Raw genomic sequence first — 16,601 nt, 5'->3', positions numbered from 1 at the left:
GGACTTTCATTAAATATCTGCAACAGCATAATTTTCCTGAGTTACGCACTTACTTTACAGCTATGCATGTACCTGCCTGCATGTTAGCTGCATAATTCAAATTTACAGATTATTTTGGGTGTCCCTGTTTAGAGCTTTGCCGATTTACTCAGGCTGTATGGCTTTTACTTTCTCCATTGATGAGAAAGTAAGCAAAGTTGCGATAATTCCTAAAATTCGCATGTTTTTTCATCATTACCTTTTAATATGCGTTGAATCAATATCAAATTATCTGCATTTTATCGGGTAAATACTAAAACCTAATGCCGTAGCTACGGTACTCTTTTTCTGCTTTCGAACGACTGCTACCATAACGACATCCTTACGGGATTTTTAGCCCTGCTAAGGGCGATATTATGGTAAAAATAAGAAGTTTGTGCTATTTTAACCGTTGCAAGTACAATGTTGATTTGAAACCATTTGACAATTGCGACGGAATATGCCAGCTCTTTCGTAATAGAGTGAGTCAATTTAAAACTTCACCCATTTTTTTCATTGGGATTTACTCCAATATTTCACTTAATGACTTGCGAAATACTGCTTAGAGTAAATATATCAAGTGATTATATAAGGTAATAAGGTGGTGTTTTTGTGTGTATACCAGGCTACTAAGCTTTGTAATATGAAAATATGGTTTGGCAAAGTAAGCTTATGTTTATGCTAGCTACATTTTACCTGGTAAAACTTAAGTAAGGAAGGATGGTTGGAAAGCCAGGAGCGCATTAGGGATAGTAGCGGTACCCCACAGCGAGGAACGAGCGAGGAGTTTAGCGAATAGCCCGACCCGAAGGGGAATGCCCTGATTTAAGAAATCACTCCTCTTATTTAGAATATACAGGTGCCCATTGCGGAACTCAGTTAATCGGACTTTTATTAGATGTTTGCGAAAGCATAATTTTTTTGATCGTAGAACACAAAAAAAGGCTGCTCTCGAAGGAACAGCCTTTGCATGTATTCTAAATGAATTTAGATCAATTTATTAGTTGCTGTATCAGGGAATACCAAGCTTGGTTCCCAGTTTTTTGCTTCTTCAAAATCCATAGATGCGTATGAGATGATGATGATGACATCACCAACAGCACATTTTCTGGCAGCAGCCCCGTTCAAGCAAATTGTACCTGAACCTCTTTCGCCACGAATCACATAGGTCTCTAAGCGTTCACCATTGTTAATATTCACAATTTGAACCTTCTCATTTTCAATTAGGTTTGCTGCATCCATCAAATCTTCATCAATGGTTACGCTACCAACATACTGAAGATCTGCACCAGTTACCGATGCCTTGTGAATCTTCGATTTACAAACTTCAATGTACATTTTAATTTTAACTAATATTTAAAAAGTTATATTATCAATTAATCGAATCTTTCCTACCTGAACGGTGATACATCCAACTTTTACCTTGTTTTCTTGCCAGCTGTTAATAGGCTGCAAGTATGTATCATCAACAATTTCAAAATATTCGACCGAAAGATATGGGTTTTTATTGATTTCATCAACTACCCAAGCTTTCAATTCGTTTACACTTAAATCGGCTGCTAAGTTACAAGCTTTAAATAAAGTTTCAGATATTTTAGAAGCATTTTTTCTTTGTTCCTCTGTAAGTAGTAAATTTCTGGAACTCATTGCTAAACCGTCTTCCTCCCTGATTATAGGGCATGGAACAACATTCACGTTTAACTTAAGATTCTTCACCATCTGCTTAATAACAGCTACTTGTTGAAAATCTTTTTGACCAAAATAGGCATTGTGAGGTGTAACAATGTCGAAAAGCTTACTTACAACCTGTGCAACTCCGTTAAAGTGTCCTGGCCTGTTTTTTCCTTCCATCACATTGTCGAGGTGCCCAAAATCAAATATGCGAGTATCTGGTTCAGGGTACATTTCCTCAACTTCCGGAATAAAAATCAAATCAGGATTGTATTTTGAAAGTTTTTCAAGATCTTGTTCAATACATCTGGGGTAAGTTTTTAAATCGTTCGGATTATTAAACTGTGTTGGGTTCACAAAAATACTTACAATTGTAATGTCATTTTCCTTTACAGATTCTGCTGTAAGAGACAAGTGACCATCGTGTAAAGCCCCCATGGTTGGTACGAATCCTATGCTTTTTCCTTCCTCTATAAACTTGCTGATTTTTGATTTTGTTTCAGCAACAAGTTTTACTATTTCCATCCCGTTTCAAAAATCTTACAAAACCTTTTCGGTTTTTGGTTAAGACTGCAAATAAAATAAATAATTAATACTTGAGAAATAATAAGTGCATATAATTGTATTGTAGGTGCTTTAACCCTTAATAAAGATCATGTTTGTTAAATATTTTTATTAATTTTGCGCAGATAATCTGTATTAATATTTAGCGACTATATGGAAAAGACAAAAGTATTGTTTGTTTCACAAGAAATTACCCCTTACCTTCCTGAAACTGAAATGTCTGAAATCGGAAGATATCTTCCACAAGGAATCCAAGAAAAAGGAAAAGAAATTAGAACTTTCATGCCTCGTTACGGTTGTATCAATGAAAGAAGAAATCAGTTGCACGAGGTAATCCGCTTGTCTGGTATGAATTTGATTATTGATGATACGGATCATCCGTTGATTATCAAAGTTGCTTCTATTCAGGCTGCAAGGATGCAGGTATATTTCATTGATAACGAAGACTACTTCCACAGAAAACAAATTTTGACGGACGAGAACGGTGATGGATTTGCAGATAACGATGAAAGAGCAATTTTCTTTGCTCGTGGTGTTCTGGAAACTGTTAAGAAATTGCGTTGGGCTCCGGATGTAGTTCACTGTCAAGGATGGTTTACCGGGTTGACTCCATTGTATTTAAAGAAAGCATTTAATGAAGATCCATTGTTTACGGATACAAAAGTGGTGTTCTCTATTTACGATGATGAATTCTCAACTCCATTTAGCTCTGATTTCAAAGCAAAAGCGATTATTGAAGGAGTAGAAGATGATGATGTGAAAGTTTTGGAGGATGCAAATTATGTAGCTCTTCACAAGTTGGCAATCGATCAGTCAGATGCGATTATCATGGGAAGTCCTAATATTAATGAGGAAATTAAGGCTTATGCTGAAGCTTCAGGAAAGCCATTTATGCCTTATAAAAACAAAGAAGAATACGTTACTGCTTACTCAGAATTTTACGATGAGTTAGTGGCTGAATAGTAGGACTCTAAAATATATTAGAAAGTGCATTTGAACTTCGGTTTTGATGCACTTTTTTTATATAAAGTGAGTTGGATATAAATTGCGGTTAAGTTTGGTGAGTAAGCTAACTTATTATATTTTTAGGAGAAATTTATTGATAATTGAAATGAAGCTATAGGTGTAAGGCTAACTTTCATTAAATTAGACTTATAGTGTGATTTTTAATTTGGAATTATAAACCAATCTTGAGTGGTACCGAGATTGAAATTTATGTATTTATGTGTGGAATAGTTGGTTACATTGGCAATAAGGATGCTTATCCTATATTGGTTAATGGCTTAAAAAGATTAGAATATCGCGGATATGATTCTGCAGGTATTGCACTTCGAACAAACCAAACTCAAGTATTTAAGTGCAAGGGTAAGGTAAAAGATTTAGAAGATCATGTAAAGGGACACGATATTTCAGGTTCCATAGGTATAGGGCATACTCGTTGGGCAACTCACGGAGAACCAAATGATGAAAATGCTCACCCTCACCGTTCAATGAATAATAAGTTTGTAATTATTCACAATGGTATTATTGAAAACTATGCTTTCTTAAAAGAAAAACTGGTAAAAAGAGGTTATACTTTCCAAAGTGAAACGGACACTGAGGTATTGGCAAACCTTATTGAATATATCTACCTAAAAGGTGAAGTTACTGCCGAAATAGCAGTACGCTTAGCTCTAACAAAAGTAGTTGGTGCATATGGATTGGTTGTAATTTGTGAAGATGAACCAAATCAGTTAATTGCAGCACGAAAAGGTAGTCCGCTTGTTGTTGGTGTTGGAAATGGTGAGTATTTCCTTGCTTCAGATGCAACTCCAATTATCGAGTATACTCAAAGTGTTATCTACCTTAACGATGATGATGTTGCTATTATTAATCGTGATGAGTTGGTATTGAAAACTTTGCAGAACGATAAGTTAACTCCTCACGTTCAGCAATTGGATTTGGATATCGAGCAGATTGAAAAAGGTGGATATGAGCATTTCATGCTTAAGGAAATTTTTGAGCAAACCAGTTCGATTTATGATACCATTCGTGGTAGAGTATCCCCTCAAAATAAAGAAGTTTTCCTTGGCGGGATTAACGATGTAATTCCAAAATTGGTAAATGCACGACGAATTTTAATTATTGGTTGTGGTACTTCGTGGCATGCGGGTATGGTTGGTGAATATTTATTCGAAGAATTTGCCAGAATTCCGGTTGAAGTAGAATATGCTTCTGAGTTCCGTTACAGAAATCCTGTAATTTTTGAGGATGATATTGTATTGGCAATCAGCCAGAGTGGTGAAACTGCAGATACTTTAGCTGCAATTAAGTTGGCAAAAGAAGCAGGAGCTACTGTTTTGGGTATTTGTAATGTTGTTGGTTCAAGTATTCCAAGAGAAACCGATGCGGGTGTTTACACTCACGCAGGACCGGAAATTGGGGTAGCATCAACAAAAGCATTTACAGCTCAGGTTACTGTTCTTACCATGATGGCTATGTTGGTAGGTTACAGAAAAGGAACTTTGGCTAAAGAAGAATACCACAAGTTAATTGAGGAGTTTGCTAATCTTCCAGAGAAAATTGCTAAGATTTTAGAGAAAGATCAGGATATTAAAGAACTATCGAAGAGATATATTGAATCTACAAATGCACTTTATTTAGGTCGTGGATTCTTGTTCCCGGTTGCTTTGGAAGGAGCTTTAAAGTTGAAAGAGATTTCTTATATCCATGCTGAAGGTTATCCTGCAGCTGAAATGAAACACGGACCAATTGCCTTAATTGATGAGCACATGCCTGTGTTTGTAGCAGCCACTAAGGATAAATCTTACGAAAAGATTGTAAGTAATATCCAGGAAGTAAAAGCTCGTAAAGGTCATGTTATTGCTATTGTTACCGAAGGTGATACTGTAATTGCTGATATGGCAGATTATGTGATTGAAATTCCGGAAACATTGGAAGCTTTGGCTCCTTTATTGACTGTAGTTCCGTTCCAGTTGATTTCTTATTACATTGCTGTATTACGCGGATGTAATGTAGATCAACCAAGAAACCTTGCAAAATCGGTTACTGTAGAATAAATCAAAAGTATCAGATATAAAAAGAGCGATGTCAATTGGCATCGCTCTTTGTTTTTATCTTTTATCGTACTGTTGTTCGTAGTACTTTTCGTAATCTCCGGAAAGAATATTTTCCAACCAATTTGTATTTTCAAGATACCAGTCGATGGTTTGTTCAAAACCTTCTTCGAATTGAATGCTAGGTTCCCAGCCCAATTCATTTTTAATTTTGGTAGCATCAATTGCATAGCGCAAATCATGGCCGGCACGATCTTTTACGAAGGTAATTAGCTTTTGAGAAGTCCCGATTTCCTGGTTTAATTTCTTGTCCATGATATCGCAAAGCTTTCTTACCAAATCAATATTTGTCCACTCGTTGTTTCCTCCAATATTGTAAGTTTCTCCAGTTTTTCCTTTGTGATAAATCATGTCAATTGCCAAGGCATGATCCTCCACAAATAACCAGTCTCTAACATTTTCGCCTTTGCCATAAATCGGAAGAGGCTTAGCGTTTTTAATGTTGTTGATTACCAAAGGAATCAATTTTTCAGGAAATTGATTTGCCCCGTAGTTATTCGAACAATTTGATAGAACTACAGGCATATTGTATGTATGGAAATATGCTCTCACCAAATGATCAGAGCTGGCTTTTGATGCAGAGTATGGACTTCTTGGATCGTATGGAGTCGTTTCCAAAAACTTACCAGTTTCACCTAATGAACCATAAACTTCATCGGTTGAGATGTGATAGAATCTCTTCTCCTCCATATTATCTTTCCAAACCTCTTTTGCAGCATTTAGAAGGTTAACTGTTCCAACAATGTTGGTAGTAATAAATGCCAAAGGATCAGAAATGGAACGATCGACATGAGATTCTGCCGCCAAATGTAAAACTCCATCGAATTGAAAATCCTTGAACAACTCAGTTACAAATTCCAAATTGGTAATATCGCCTTTTACAAAGGTGTAATTTGGTTTTGAATCAATATCCTTAAGGTTTTCGAGATTGCCGGCATAGGTTAGTGCATCCAGGTTTACGATTTGATATTCAGGATATTTGTTTACAAATAAACGAATAACATGAGAACCAATGAAACCTGCCCCACCTGTTATTAATATTTTCTTTTTCATGGGTATAAATATAAGTATATAGTTTATTTTTCTTCTTGTGCCATGATGTTTACTTGCCAATTCCATGCAGAAAGTAGTGTGTCATCAAGCGTACTTTCCGATTTCCAACCCAATGTTTTATTTGCGAAAGATGTATCGGCATAAATTTGCTCAACATCACCAGGTCTTCTGTCCACAATTTTATGCGGTACTTTTTCTCCTGTTGCCCTTTCAAAACCTTCAATAATTTCAAGAACGGAAACGCCTTCTCCGGTACCAACATTAAAATATTCGTAGTTCGAAGCGTTTTGATCTAGCAACAAACGTTCAATTGCGATAACATGTGCTTTCGCCAAATCTACTACATTGATGTAATCTCTAATGCATGAACCGTCAGGCGTATTGTAATCATTTCCAAATACACTAAGCTCAGGGCGGATGCCAGCTACAGTTTGTGTGAGGAAAGGAATTAAGTTGTTTGGAACTCCCAATGGCAATTCACCAATTTTAGAACTTGGGTGAGCACCAATTGGGTTGAAATATCTTAACGCAATTCCTTTTAGGTTTGAATGAGCTTTAACTGTATCGCGAATGATATCTTCGCTTATTGATTTTGTATTTCCATATGGAGATTCAGCTTCTTTTCGCGGTGTAGCTTCTGTTACAGGAAGGTTATCTGGTTGACCGTAAACCGTACAAGATGACGAAAAAACCAAGTTTGGAATATTGTGTTCCTTCATGGCTTCTAAAATATTCATCAACGAATTTAAGTTGTTGCGATAATACATTAATGGTTTTGCAACTGATTCGCCTACAGCTTTATTGGCGGCAAAATGTATTATAGCAGATAAGTTTGGATACTTTTTGAAAAACTCAGCAGTTTGATCTTCTTTACTAAGGTCGATTTTTTCGAAGATTGGGCGAACTCCTGTTATGGCTTCGATTCCATCCAAAACTTCAATTTTTGAATTTGAGAGATTATCAGCAATAATAACTTCGAATCCGCTGTTTTGTAATTCAACTGTAGTGTGAGATCCAATATATCCTGCACCACCTGCAACTAAAATTTGTTTTTTCATAATTATTATTCGTCTATCTATTTAATAAGTAAAATTAAGTACTTTTTTGCGAAAGGTTTGAGTAATTGAATTAATTAAAAATTAAACATGGAATATGTTGATTTTTAATTGATTGGTTCTTATACGTAAATTATCCATTTGAGTGACATTTATTTTTAATTATATTTGTCTATTATGCATGAGATATCAAAATACATACAAGATTTATTGTTTGTGCACGATTGTGTGATTTTACCTGGTTTTGGTGGGTTTGTAGCGAATTATCGTTCTGCCAGAATCGATGAAAATCAACAAATGGTTTTTCCTCCATCGAAAGATTTGGGATTCAATCGTAATCTAACACAAAACGATGGTCTTTTGATAAATCATTTGGCAGACTTGGAGAATTTAAGTTATGCTGAAGCTGAGAAGGCTGTTATGTTTTTTGTAGAAGACATTCGAGTGAAAATTCAGCGTGGAGAAAAAGTTGTGATCGATGGTATCGGTTCCTTTTGTAAGGACAGAAAGCATAATTTGCAATTTGAACCAGTGGCAAACCTGAATTATTTGGTTGATAGTTTGGGATTGGAAGAATTTGAACTTACAAAACTACATAAGCCAGTAGAAGAAAGAATTCCTTCAATTGTTGATCATCAGGTAAAAGGATTTTTTACCACAAAAAGAATTTGGTATGTTTCTGCCGCTGCTGCAGTTTTGTTAGCGGTAGCTTTACTTCCTTTGAATTCGGAGCGTAATTCTGTGTTAGATTCGGCCTCGATGGGATTTACAGGAGATAAAAATTCTTTAACAGAGAATCATGTACAATTAAAACCTCAAATTTCTCCACCAGAAGAGTTGGTGAAGTTTGAACCGAAAATTGAAAAAAATAAAGTTCCTGCTAAGATTTCAAAAACTAGTAAAGGGAAATTTTATTTGATTGCTGGCAGTTTTACAACTGTTGAAAACGCTAAGATTTTGCAAGAAGAGTTAATTTCTAAATCTTATCCTGCAATGATCATTAAAAATAAAAATTTGTTTTCTGTTGCAATCAATCAATTCAATACCAGAAAAGCGGTAGACCAATTTAAGAAAAAGGCAATTGCAGCTAATCCAAAATCATCATATTGGGTGTTGAAACAATAAGAAATAAAATTATCGATATAAAAAAAGCGCTTCCTTTTGGGAAGCGCTTTTCTGTTTATATGCTGTTTCTTATCTAATTTCAGAACCTGGTTTTACTGTTTGATCAGGAGAAACAAATGATAGTTTTCCATCAGCATCTTCAGCCATTAGAATCATTCCTTGCGATTCTATTCCTTTTAGTTTTTTAGGCTCAAGGTTAACCAAGATGCTTACCTGTTTGCCAATAATTTCTTCTGGCTTATAATGTTCTGCAATACCAGAAACTACAGTGCGTTGATCAATACCTGTATCAACAGTTAACTTTAATAGTTTCTTAGTCTTTGCAACTTTTTCAGCTTCAGTAATGGTACCAACTCTAACATCCATTTTCATGAAATCATCAAAATTGATGTTTTCTTTTGCTGGAGCAACTGGTTTGTTTGCAGCTTCGTTTGCAGCTTTGGTTGCTAATAATTTATCAACCTGAGCTTGAATGGTTGTATCTTCAATTTTTTCAAACAATAAGGAAGCCTTGTTAATTTGATGACCAACTTCAATTACATTTTCACCAATATTCTCCCAAGCTAGAGGTTCAATGTTTAAGAACTCTCTTAATTTGTTAACAGTAAATGGCAAGAATGGTTCCATTAAAGTAGAAAGGTTTGTAGAGATCTGAAGACAAATGTTCATGATTGTCTTAACTCTTTCTTCATCTGTTTTTATCACTTTCCAAGGCTCTGTATCTGCCAGATATTTATTTCCTAAACGAGCCAAATTCATTGCTTCTTTTAAAGCTTCACGGAAATGGTAAGTTTCAAGATTTTTCTCTACTTGTGCTTTAATGGTTGGAATTTCAGCTAATGTTTCTTTATCGAAATCATTTAGTTCGCCAGCAGCAGGAACTTTTCCATCGAAATATTTGTGTGTTAGTACCAATGCTCGGTTCACGAAGTTTCCAAGAATTGCAACCAACTCATTGTTATTTCTTGCCTGGTAATCTTTCCAGGTAAAGTCATTGTCCTTAGTTTCAGGCGCATTGGCTGTAAGTACATAACGCAATACATCTTGCTTTTCTGGAAATTCTTCAAGGTATTCGTGCAACCAAACTGCCCAGTTTCTTGATGTAGAGATTTTATCTCCTTCTAAATTCAAGAATTCGTTAGAAGGAACATTTTCTGGAAGAATGTATGAACCTTCGGCTTTTAGCATTGATGGAAAAATGATACAATGGAAAACAATATTGTCTTTTCCAATGAAATGAACCATTTTAGAATCTTCAGCTTTCCAATATTTTTCCCAATCAGGAGTATGTTCTTTGGTTGCTGAAATATATCCGATAGGAGCATCGAACCATACATATAGTACTTTTCCTTCACCTCCATCCACAGGAACAGGAACACCCCAGTTCAAATCACGCGTAACAGCACGTGGATGAAGTCCATTGTCCAACCATGATTTACACTGACCATACACATTTGGTTTCCATTCTTTGTGTTCTTCAAGAATCCACTGTTTTAAATATGGCTCATATTTGTCAAGTGGCAAATACCAGTGCTTTGTTTCTTTTAATTCAGGCTTATTTCCTGTGATTGATGATCTGGGATCGATCAGATCAGTTGCATTTAATGATGTTCCACAGCTTTCACACTGATCTCCATACGCTCCTTCACTTTTACAATGAGGGCAAGTTCCGGTTATATAACGATCAGCTAGAAATTGATTTGCTTCTGCATCGTAATATTGCTCGCTGGTTTTCTCAATAAACTCACCTTTTTCATGCAAAGTTTTAAAGAATTCAGAAGCCGTTTCATGATGAACTTTGTTACTTGTTCTTGAGTAAACATCGAAAGAAATACCAAATTTCTCGAATGAATCTTTAATGATATTGTGATACTTATCAACAACATCTTGAGGAGTAATTCCTTCTTTTTGAGCCTTAATAGTGATAGGTACACCATGCTCATCGGAACCTCCAATTAAAAGAACATCCTCGCCTTTCATCCTTAGGTATCTTACATAGATATCGGCTGGAACATATACACCTGCCAGGTGTCCAATATGAACAGGACCATTGGCATATGGAAGAGCTGTAGTTACAAGAGTTCTGTTAAATTTCTTCATTTGAGATATTTTTTACACATGGAACAGAAATTATAATATCTGTCCCAACTATTATTTTGGTTACTTTTTTTGTTGATTAGCACCTTATTTAGCAAATCGTTGGCAAAGATAAGATAGAATTATCAAAAATATTGTTCTTGCTTTGTATTTTATTCTTAATTTGAACACAGTTTACAATAAAAACTAAATAAATATGTATCAGCCTACTGCTTTAGAAAAAGGAGATAAAATTGGGATCATTTCACCAGCAGGAAAGATAGAACCAGAAAAAGTGGGAATTGCAGTTGACATGCTTGAACGTTTGGGCCTAAAGGTGGTTTTGGGTAAGCATGTATTTGATGAGTATCATCAATTTGCAGGTAGGGATTTGAATAGGTTAAAAGATTTTCAGCAAATGCTGGATGATCCGGAGATAAAAGCAATTCTTTGTGGCAGAGGAGGATATGGTAGTGTGCGAATATTGGAGCATATAGATTTTGATTTGTTTCTTCGCAAGCCTAAATGGATTATAGGATATAGCGATATAACTGTATTTCATAGCTATCTTAATAATATTTTGGAAGTTGAAAGTTTACATTCAGTAATGCCCATTAATTTTACAGATGATCAAACGGGAAAATCGGTTGAAACATTGTTTGGTGCGATAATGGGAAGGTTTGTGGATTATAACATTCAAGCTCATGAATTGAATCGTTTAGGGATTGCTGAAGGTGAATTAATTGGAGGTAATCTATCTATTTTGTATAGCTTGCGTGGTACTAATATGGATTTTGAAACTCATGGTAAAGTTTTATTCATAGAGGATGTTGGCGAAGAGTTATATCATTTAGATAGAATGATGTATAATTTAAGAATGGGTGGAAAGTTGTCTGAACTTCAAGCTCTTGTGGTTGGTGGTTTTAGTGGTATGAAAGAAGGAGATCCTAAATTTGGAAAATCCGCTTATGAAATCATTAATGAAGCTGTGGAAAGCTATACTTACCCTGTTGTTTATAATTTTCCAGCTGGTCATATTAATGATAATTGGACACTGCCTTTGGGAAGGTATGTAAAAATATCGGTAGACGAGAAGGAGGTTAGTTTTAATTGGGACAAACGATAATTCAACAATGGCAAAGCACAACGAATTAGGTAAATTAGGAGAAGATTTGGCTGTAAAATACCTGATTGGATTAGGTTACCAGATCTTGAATAGGAATTGGATTTATCAAAAAAAAGAGCTAGATGTTGTTGCCTTAAAAGACGACTTTTTGGTTGTTGTTGAAGTAAAATCCCGATCAACAGATTATTTTGAACATCCGGCTGATGCAATTACTTTAAAAAAAATTAAACTTCTGGTAAAAGCTACACAGGCATATGTAGATTTAAAAGAAATTAAACAAGAAGTAAGATTTGATGTTGTTAGCGTAATTAAAAAGGGAGAGAAGTACGTAATAGAACACATCGAAGATGCATTTATTGCGCCAGTAGATTAGTCAGCAAGATATTTATCGATTGTAGCTAGTAATTCTTCAAAACGAATTGGTTTAGCAAGATAGTCATCACAACCAGCATCTAAAATTCGTTCACGATCACCTTCCAATGCATAAGCAGTTTGAGCAATAATAGGAATTTCGCTATGACGTTTTTTAATTCTTCTGGTTGCTTCACAACCATCCATTATTGGCAAGCGAATATCCATTAATATTACATCAACATCCTCGGTAACATCTACAATGTCGACAGCCTCTTTGCCGTTTTTGGCCCAAAGCAATTCAGATTCGGTTCTGCTTAATGCAGCATCAAAGAACATGTTGTTAATTTCCTCATCTTCAACAATGAGGATTCGTTTGTCCTTCCAGTTATATTTTTGAGTGTAGCTAACTTTATTCATAACTAAATCTACTTTTAAAAAGCGTTTTTGCTGCTATAAATATACGAAATCAAGACTAGTTAAAAAAAAATCATTTTAAGAGCTCTTATTCGTAATTGGAATGGTATGTGGTAAAACTCAGGAAATTGGGAGGTTTTGTGCTTTGGTATATGAATTCTTAAACAAAAGTTTGTGAATCATAATATAGGTAGAAAAAGAGTTTGAGTGGAGCTTTGTTTTATGTTGATAAACAAATATCATTTCTTTGTATCTAAATGTTAATGTTTTATCAAAATTGAAGGAATTGGAATAAATATTTTCCGATTTGGAAAGTTAGTGACTAATTAATAGGGCGAATTTTGCCATTATAATTTTCACTTACAATCAAAGATATCTTTAAAACTATTTATATTTGAATCTTAATTTGCTAAGATTTTAATAAACGATTAAATCATGAATATTGAAGAATTAAGACTGTATTGTCTGTCGAAAAAAGCAGTCACTGAGAGTTTCCCTTTTGATGAAGAAACTTTGGTATTTAAGGTTTTAGATAAGATGTTCTTGCTTACGAATATCAATAATGAACTGAGTATGAATGTGAAGTGTGAAGAAGATCTGGCAATTGAATTAAGAGAAAGATATGCTGCAGTTCTACCAGGATACCATATGAATAAGAGGTATTGGAATACCGTGAAGATTGATGGTAGTGTATCGGATAATTTATTAAAAGAGTGGATTGATAAATCGTATAAATTGGTTGTTGAAAAAATGCCAAAAAAGAAACAGTTAGAATTAGAAGATTTGTAAAAATATACCTTTAAACTTAAACACAAATAAATGAACAAATTATTCCTTACTCTGTTGTTGATGAGCAGTTTGCATATGGTAAGCGCGCAGGAACAACAGAATGAAAAGAAATTTACTACTGTTACAGAAGTAAAAACTACACCAGTTAAAAACCAACAAAGTACAGGTACTTGTTGGAGCTTTGCAACTACTTCGTTTATTGAAACGGAATTGTTAAGAATGGGAGCTCCCGAATTGGATTTATCTGAAATGTATATTGTACGTGAAGCTTATTCAAAAAAAGCTAAGCGATATTTTAGATTGCATGGAAAAGGTAATTTTAGTGAGGGTGGACAAGCTCATGATGTAATTAATGTTGTAAAAACTCATGGGTTTGTTCCGGAATCAATCTATTCAGGCAATCAATATGAAGGAGACTTTCACATTCATAAAGAAATGGTGAAATCTACAAAAGCAATGTTGGATGAGATCGTAAAAAACCCTAATAAAAAAATAACACCGGTTTGGTTTGCAACAGTAAATGGGGTTTTGGATACATATATGGGAAAACTACCTGAGTCTTTCGAGTTTAATGGAAAAGAGTATACTCCGCAAGCATTTGCCAAAGAAGTTGGATTTAACGCTTCGGATTATGTAGAGCTTACATCCTACAATCACCATCCTTTTTATTCAAAAATTAATCTTGAGATTCCAGATAATTGGTCGGATGATTTATATTATAATGTGCCAATAGATGATTTGATGGAAGTTATGAATCACGCCATAGAGAATGGGTATTCTGTTTGTTGGGATGGTGATGTGAGTGAAAAAGGATTTTCACATAGAAAAGGATATGCTGTTTTGCCTGCTGTTAAAGAAACAGATATGAGTAATTCTGAAATAGCAAAATGGGAAGATGGAGTTGAGAATAAAACAGAAAAGCCTAAAGGAAACACCAATGAGCCTAAAGTAACGCAAGAGTTGCGTCAGAAAACTTTTGATAATTTCCAGACAACTGATGATCATTTGATGCATTTAACTGGTATCGTAAAGGATCAAAATGGAACGCTTTATTATAAGACAAAAAATTCTTGGGCCGATGATAGTAATAAATTTGGCGGATACTTGAACATGAGTGAAGCATACGTTAAATTGAAAACAGTTGCCATTATGGTGCATAAAGATGCTTTACCAAAACATTTAAAGAAAAAATTAAACTTGTAAAAGATGTCATATCGTTAAAAGGGTGTCTGTTTTAGACACCCTTTTTTCATTGTATAACGTGCTATTTAATTGATTTATCTAATCTAAAATATACAATTATTGAAATCTGAAATTATTTTATAATATTGTCTGTCCATTTGTAAATAGAGCCTATGCCAACAACAGCCAACATATCCATCGAAAAATTCAGGAGTGGAAGTCAATCTGCTTTTAAGAATTTGTACGATAAGTATTATGAAGCATTGTTTTTATTTGGTCAAAAATATGTGACTAATTGTGAGGTTGTTGAAGATTTGGTACAAGAGAGTTTTATAAAGGTTTGGGAAAAGAAATCTTCCTTTTATCATGAAGCACCATTAAAAGCCTTTCTGTATAAAACTGTACGTAATTCATGTTTAAACTATCTCGATCATCAGAAAGTAGAAAGAAATTATGAAGCTCAGGCAAAGACTGATGTTTTGAGTGACGATTACTTTTTAAACAATGTTATTGAAGAGGAAGTGAACCGAATTATTGCAGATACAGTAGGAAAACTTCCAGAATCGGCTCGAGCTATTTACTTATTGAGTTTAAAAGGGCTTAAAAACGCAGAAATTGCGGAAGATTTGAATATTTCTATAAATACAGTGAAAACTCAAAAACAAAGAGCTAGTAAGTTCTTGAAAGAGAATCTAAAAGATTTATTTACGATGTTGATGTTTTTGTGAAAAATATCGAAGAACCACAAAGGTGACAAAATTTAAAATGTTTGTCACCCTTTTTTTGAGAGAAACTGTTATAGTACATGTAAATGCAAAATGAAGATGAAGGATTTAAATTCAGGATTTAAAATTGCTGATTTAATCGTTAAACGGTTGGAGGATCGATTAACTGATGAGGAATTTCAGTACCTGGAGGGATGGAAGCAAGCTAATGAAGATAATTTGATTCTATTCCAAAAGCTTTCTATGGATCCCGAAAAGCAATATTTGGAAAGAGCATCAAAACTAGAACATTCCAATAAAAGAGCGAATTGGGATAAAATTCAGGCTAAAATTAAAAAAGATAAGCTTAGAAAGTTAAATATAAATTTTCTGAGAATTGCTGCAATATTTATTCTGGCAATAGGTTCTACACTCTTTTTTTCAAATTTACTGGATAATAAGGTTTCAAATGTTATAAATCCAGGAAAACAGCAAGCTATATTGATAACCAGTGATGGTGAAAGATATCAGCTGGATGAAGAAGTTATAATTAAAGAAGGTGATGTATTTATCTCAAATAAAACTCAGGAATTAATTTATCAGAAAAAATCAAATATTACCAAATCACAATTAACCTATAATACAATTATTATTCCCAAAGGGGGGGAATATAAGTTGACACTAATGGATGGAACCAGAATATGGCTTAATTCCAATACGAAACTACGGTTTCCATCAGAATTTGGATCGGGGATAAGAAAAGTTGAGCTTAAAGGGGAAGCCTTCTTTGAAGTGGCTAAAGATTCTGTCCATCCATTTGTTGTCAATGTAAATAAAGCTCAGGTTAAAGTGCTTGGTACATCATTTAATGTTAATGCCTATTCTGATTTAAATGAGATTGTAACCACTTTAGTTGAAGGTAAAGTTGAAGTTAGTGATACTTTGTTTGGAAATAAGGTAAAGTTGTTACCAAATGAACAATTTCGTTTTAATAAATTGACTGGGAAAACATTAAAACAGGTAGTTGATACGAAAATTTATACTGCTTGGAAAGATGGTAGATTTGTTTTTGAAAATGAGAGTTTGGAAGATATAATGATAAGACTTTCAAGGTGGTATGATGTTGACGTGTCCTTTTTAAACGAATCTGTTAAAAAATTAAAATTTTCAGGAGATCTGACTAGATACGATAATATCGATGAAATATTAGAGTTGATTGAGGTTACACAAAAAGTGAAATTCACAATTAAGGATAGAACCCTTTGGGTTGAAGAAGTGTAAAAAAACCGAGATTTGCTGCTACAAATCTCGGTTAAAGCCAATAAACACTACTATCGCTAGAAGTGTAATACTA

15 protein-coding genes are annotated in these 16,601 nt (G+C 34.4%); 9 read left to right on the top strand and 6 right to left on the bottom strand.

Translation table 11 applies throughout. From position 1 onward, the window contains the following. Nucleotides 1–1,005: 1,005 nt before the first annotated feature. Nucleotides 1,006–1,356, bottom strand: a complete 351-nt coding sequence (gene panD / locus NQ163_RS08695; RefSeq protein WP_054723000.1) for an aspartate 1-decarboxylase — start codon at nt 1,354–1,356, stop codon at nt 1,006–1,008. Between the two features lie 18 nt (nt 1,357–1,374). Continuing rightward, nucleotides 1,375–2,214 (bottom strand): pantoate--beta-alanine ligase, encoded by an 840-nt coding sequence (panC, locus tag NQ163_RS08690; RefSeq protein WP_268189947.1) that lies wholly within the window; start codon nt 2,212–2,214, stop codon nt 1,375–1,377. 192 nt (nt 2,215–2,406) lie between these two features. Here panC and NQ163_RS08685 point away from each other — a divergent pair, with 192 nt between their 5' ends. Both NQ163_RS08685 and glmS read left to right on the top strand, forming a co-directional pair. Next, a complete protein-coding gene (locus tag NQ163_RS08685; protein ID WP_268189946.1) occupies nt 2,407–3,216 on the top strand; it encodes a glycogen/starch synthase in 810 nt (269 codons plus the stop codon). 260 nt (nt 3,217–3,476) lie between these two features. Next, nucleotides 3,477–5,312 carry a glutamine--fructose-6-phosphate transaminase (isomerizing) gene (gene glmS / locus NQ163_RS08680; RefSeq protein ID WP_268189945.1) on the top strand — a complete coding sequence of 612 codons (1,836 nt, stop codon included), beginning with the start codon at nt 3,477–3,479 and terminating at the stop codon, nt 5,310–5,312. 54 nt (nt 5,313–5,366) lie between these two features. Here glmS and rfbB read toward each other — a convergent pair whose 3' ends face one another. Together rfbB and galE are read right to left on the bottom strand one after the other, a co-directional pair. Continuing rightward, nucleotides 5,367–6,422 (bottom strand): dTDP-glucose 4,6-dehydratase, encoded by a 1,056-nt coding sequence (rfbB, locus tag NQ163_RS08675; protein ID WP_268189944.1) that lies wholly within the window; start codon nt 6,420–6,422, stop codon nt 5,367–5,369. Nucleotides 6,423–6,445: 23 nt separating this feature from the next. After that, nucleotides 6,446–7,480: a UDP-glucose 4-epimerase GalE gene (gene galE / locus NQ163_RS08670; RefSeq protein WP_268189942.1), complete on the bottom strand. Its 1,035-nt coding sequence runs from the start codon at nt 7,478–7,480 to the stop codon at nt 6,446–6,448. Nucleotides 7,481–7,654: 174 nt separating this feature from the next. Here galE and NQ163_RS08665 point away from each other — a divergent pair, with 174 nt between their 5' ends. Next, nucleotides 7,655–8,602, top strand: a complete 948-nt coding sequence (locus tag NQ163_RS08665) for an HU family DNA-binding protein (protein WP_268189941.1) — start codon at nt 7,655–7,657, stop codon at nt 8,600–8,602. 69 nt (nt 8,603–8,671) lie between these two features. Here the strand turns inward: NQ163_RS08665 and metG are convergent, their stop codons facing one another. Then, nucleotides 8,672–10,702, bottom strand: coding sequence for a methionine--tRNA ligase (gene metG, locus NQ163_RS08660; protein WP_120240969.1), 2,031 nt, complete (start codon nt 10,700–10,702; stop codon nt 8,672–8,674). Nucleotides 10,703–10,895: 193 nt separating this feature from the next. Between metG and NQ163_RS08655 the strand changes: the two genes are divergently transcribed. Both NQ163_RS08655 and NQ163_RS08650 read left to right on the top strand, forming a co-directional pair. Further along, a complete protein-coding gene (locus NQ163_RS08655) occupies nt 10,896–11,804 on the top strand; it encodes a S66 peptidase family protein (protein WP_268189938.1) in 909 nt (302 codons plus the stop codon). 7 nt (nt 11,805–11,811) lie between these two features. Continuing rightward, entirely contained in the window at nt 11,812–12,177 is a 366-nt protein-coding gene (locus NQ163_RS08650) for a YraN family protein (protein WP_268189937.1), read from the top strand. On the opposite strand, the gene NQ163_RS08645 is transcribed toward NQ163_RS08650, so the two are convergent. Continuing rightward, nucleotides 12,174–12,575: a response regulator gene (locus tag NQ163_RS08645; RefSeq protein WP_268189935.1), complete on the bottom strand. Its 402-nt coding sequence runs from the start codon at nt 12,573–12,575 to the stop codon at nt 12,174–12,176. The genes NQ163_RS08650 and NQ163_RS08645 overlap by 4 nt on opposite strands. A gap of 432 nt (nt 12,576–13,007) precedes the next feature. Here NQ163_RS08645 and NQ163_RS08640 point away from each other — a divergent pair, with 432 nt between their 5' ends. From NQ163_RS08640 to NQ163_RS08625, 4 genes are all read left to right on the top strand, one after another. Next, nucleotides 13,008–13,361, top strand: coding sequence for an MmcQ/YjbR family DNA-binding protein (locus tag NQ163_RS08640; protein ID WP_268189933.1), 354 nt, complete (start codon nt 13,008–13,010; stop codon nt 13,359–13,361). A gap of 30 nt (nt 13,362–13,391) precedes the next feature. Beyond that, entirely contained in the window at nt 13,392–14,564 is a 1,173-nt protein-coding gene (locus NQ163_RS08635; RefSeq protein WP_268189932.1) for an aminopeptidase C, read from the top strand. Between the two features lie 152 nt (nt 14,565–14,716). Beyond that, nucleotides 14,717–15,271 (top strand): RNA polymerase sigma-70 factor, encoded by a 555-nt coding sequence (locus tag NQ163_RS08630; RefSeq protein ID WP_268189931.1) that lies wholly within the window; start codon nt 14,717–14,719, stop codon nt 15,269–15,271. Nucleotides 15,272–15,367: 96 nt separating this feature from the next. Further along, complete coding sequence (locus NQ163_RS08625; protein WP_268189930.1) at nt 15,368–16,528, top strand: FecR family protein; 1,161 nt, start codon at nt 15,368–15,370, stop codon at nt 16,526–16,528. Nucleotides 16,529–16,601 lie beyond the last annotated feature (73 nt).

Origin of the sequence: Marinifilum sp. D737, assembly GCF_026672275.1 — a bacterium.
Taxonomy (GTDB): Bacteria; Bacteroidota; Bacteroidia; order Bacteroidales; family Marinifilaceae; genus Marinifilum.
Note: the sequence above shows the minus strand (reverse complement) of the source record. Positions and strands in the feature narration are given on the sequence as shown.

Excerpts from the sequence above, each read along its gene's own strand:
- panD (WP_054723000.1), bottom strand. The coding sequence starts at position 1,356 with ATGTACATTGAAGTTTGTAAATCGAAGATTCACAAGGCATCGGTAACT.
- galE (WP_268189942.1), bottom strand. The coding sequence starts at position 7,480 with ATGAAAAAACAAATTTTAGTTGCAGGTGGTGCAGGATATATTGGATCT.
- glmS (WP_268189945.1), top strand. The coding sequence starts at position 3,477 with ATGTGTGGAATAGTTGGTTACATTGGCAATAAGGATGCTTATCCTATA.
- metG (WP_120240969.1), bottom strand. The coding sequence starts at position 10,702 with ATGAAGAAATTTAACAGAACTCTTGTAACTACAGCTCTTCCATATGCC.
- NQ163_RS08640 (WP_268189933.1), top strand. The coding sequence starts at position 13,008 with ATGAATATTGAAGAATTAAGACTGTATTGTCTGTCGAAAAAAGCAGTC.
- NQ163_RS08650 (WP_268189937.1), top strand. The coding sequence starts at position 11,812 with ATGGCAAAGCACAACGAATTAGGTAAATTAGGAGAAGATTTGGCTGTA.
- NQ163_RS08655 (WP_268189938.1), top strand. The coding sequence starts at position 10,896 with ATGTATCAGCCTACTGCTTTAGAAAAAGGAGATAAAATTGGGATCATT.
- NQ163_RS08625 (WP_268189930.1), top strand. The coding sequence starts at position 15,368 with ATGAAGGATTTAAATTCAGGATTTAAAATTGCTGATTTAATCGTTAAA.
- NQ163_RS08635 (WP_268189932.1), top strand. The coding sequence starts at position 13,392 with ATGAACAAATTATTCCTTACTCTGTTGTTGATGAGCAGTTTGCATATG.
- NQ163_RS08630 (WP_268189931.1), top strand. The coding sequence starts at position 14,717 with ATGCCAACAACAGCCAACATATCCATCGAAAAATTCAGGAGTGGAAGT.
- rfbB (WP_268189944.1), bottom strand. The coding sequence starts at position 6,422 with ATGAAAAAGAAAATATTAATAACAGGTGGGGCAGGTTTCATTGGTTCT.
- panC (WP_268189947.1), bottom strand. The coding sequence starts at position 2,214 with ATGGAAATAGTAAAACTTGTTGCTGAAACAAAATCAAAAATCAGCAAG.
- NQ163_RS08685 (WP_268189946.1), top strand. The coding sequence starts at position 2,407 with ATGGAAAAGACAAAAGTATTGTTTGTTTCACAAGAAATTACCCCTTAC.
- NQ163_RS08645 (WP_268189935.1), bottom strand. The coding sequence starts at position 12,575 with ATGAATAAAGTTAGCTACACTCAAAAATATAACTGGAAGGACAAACGA.
- NQ163_RS08665 (WP_268189941.1), top strand. The coding sequence starts at position 7,655 with ATGCATGAGATATCAAAATACATACAAGATTTATTGTTTGTGCACGAT.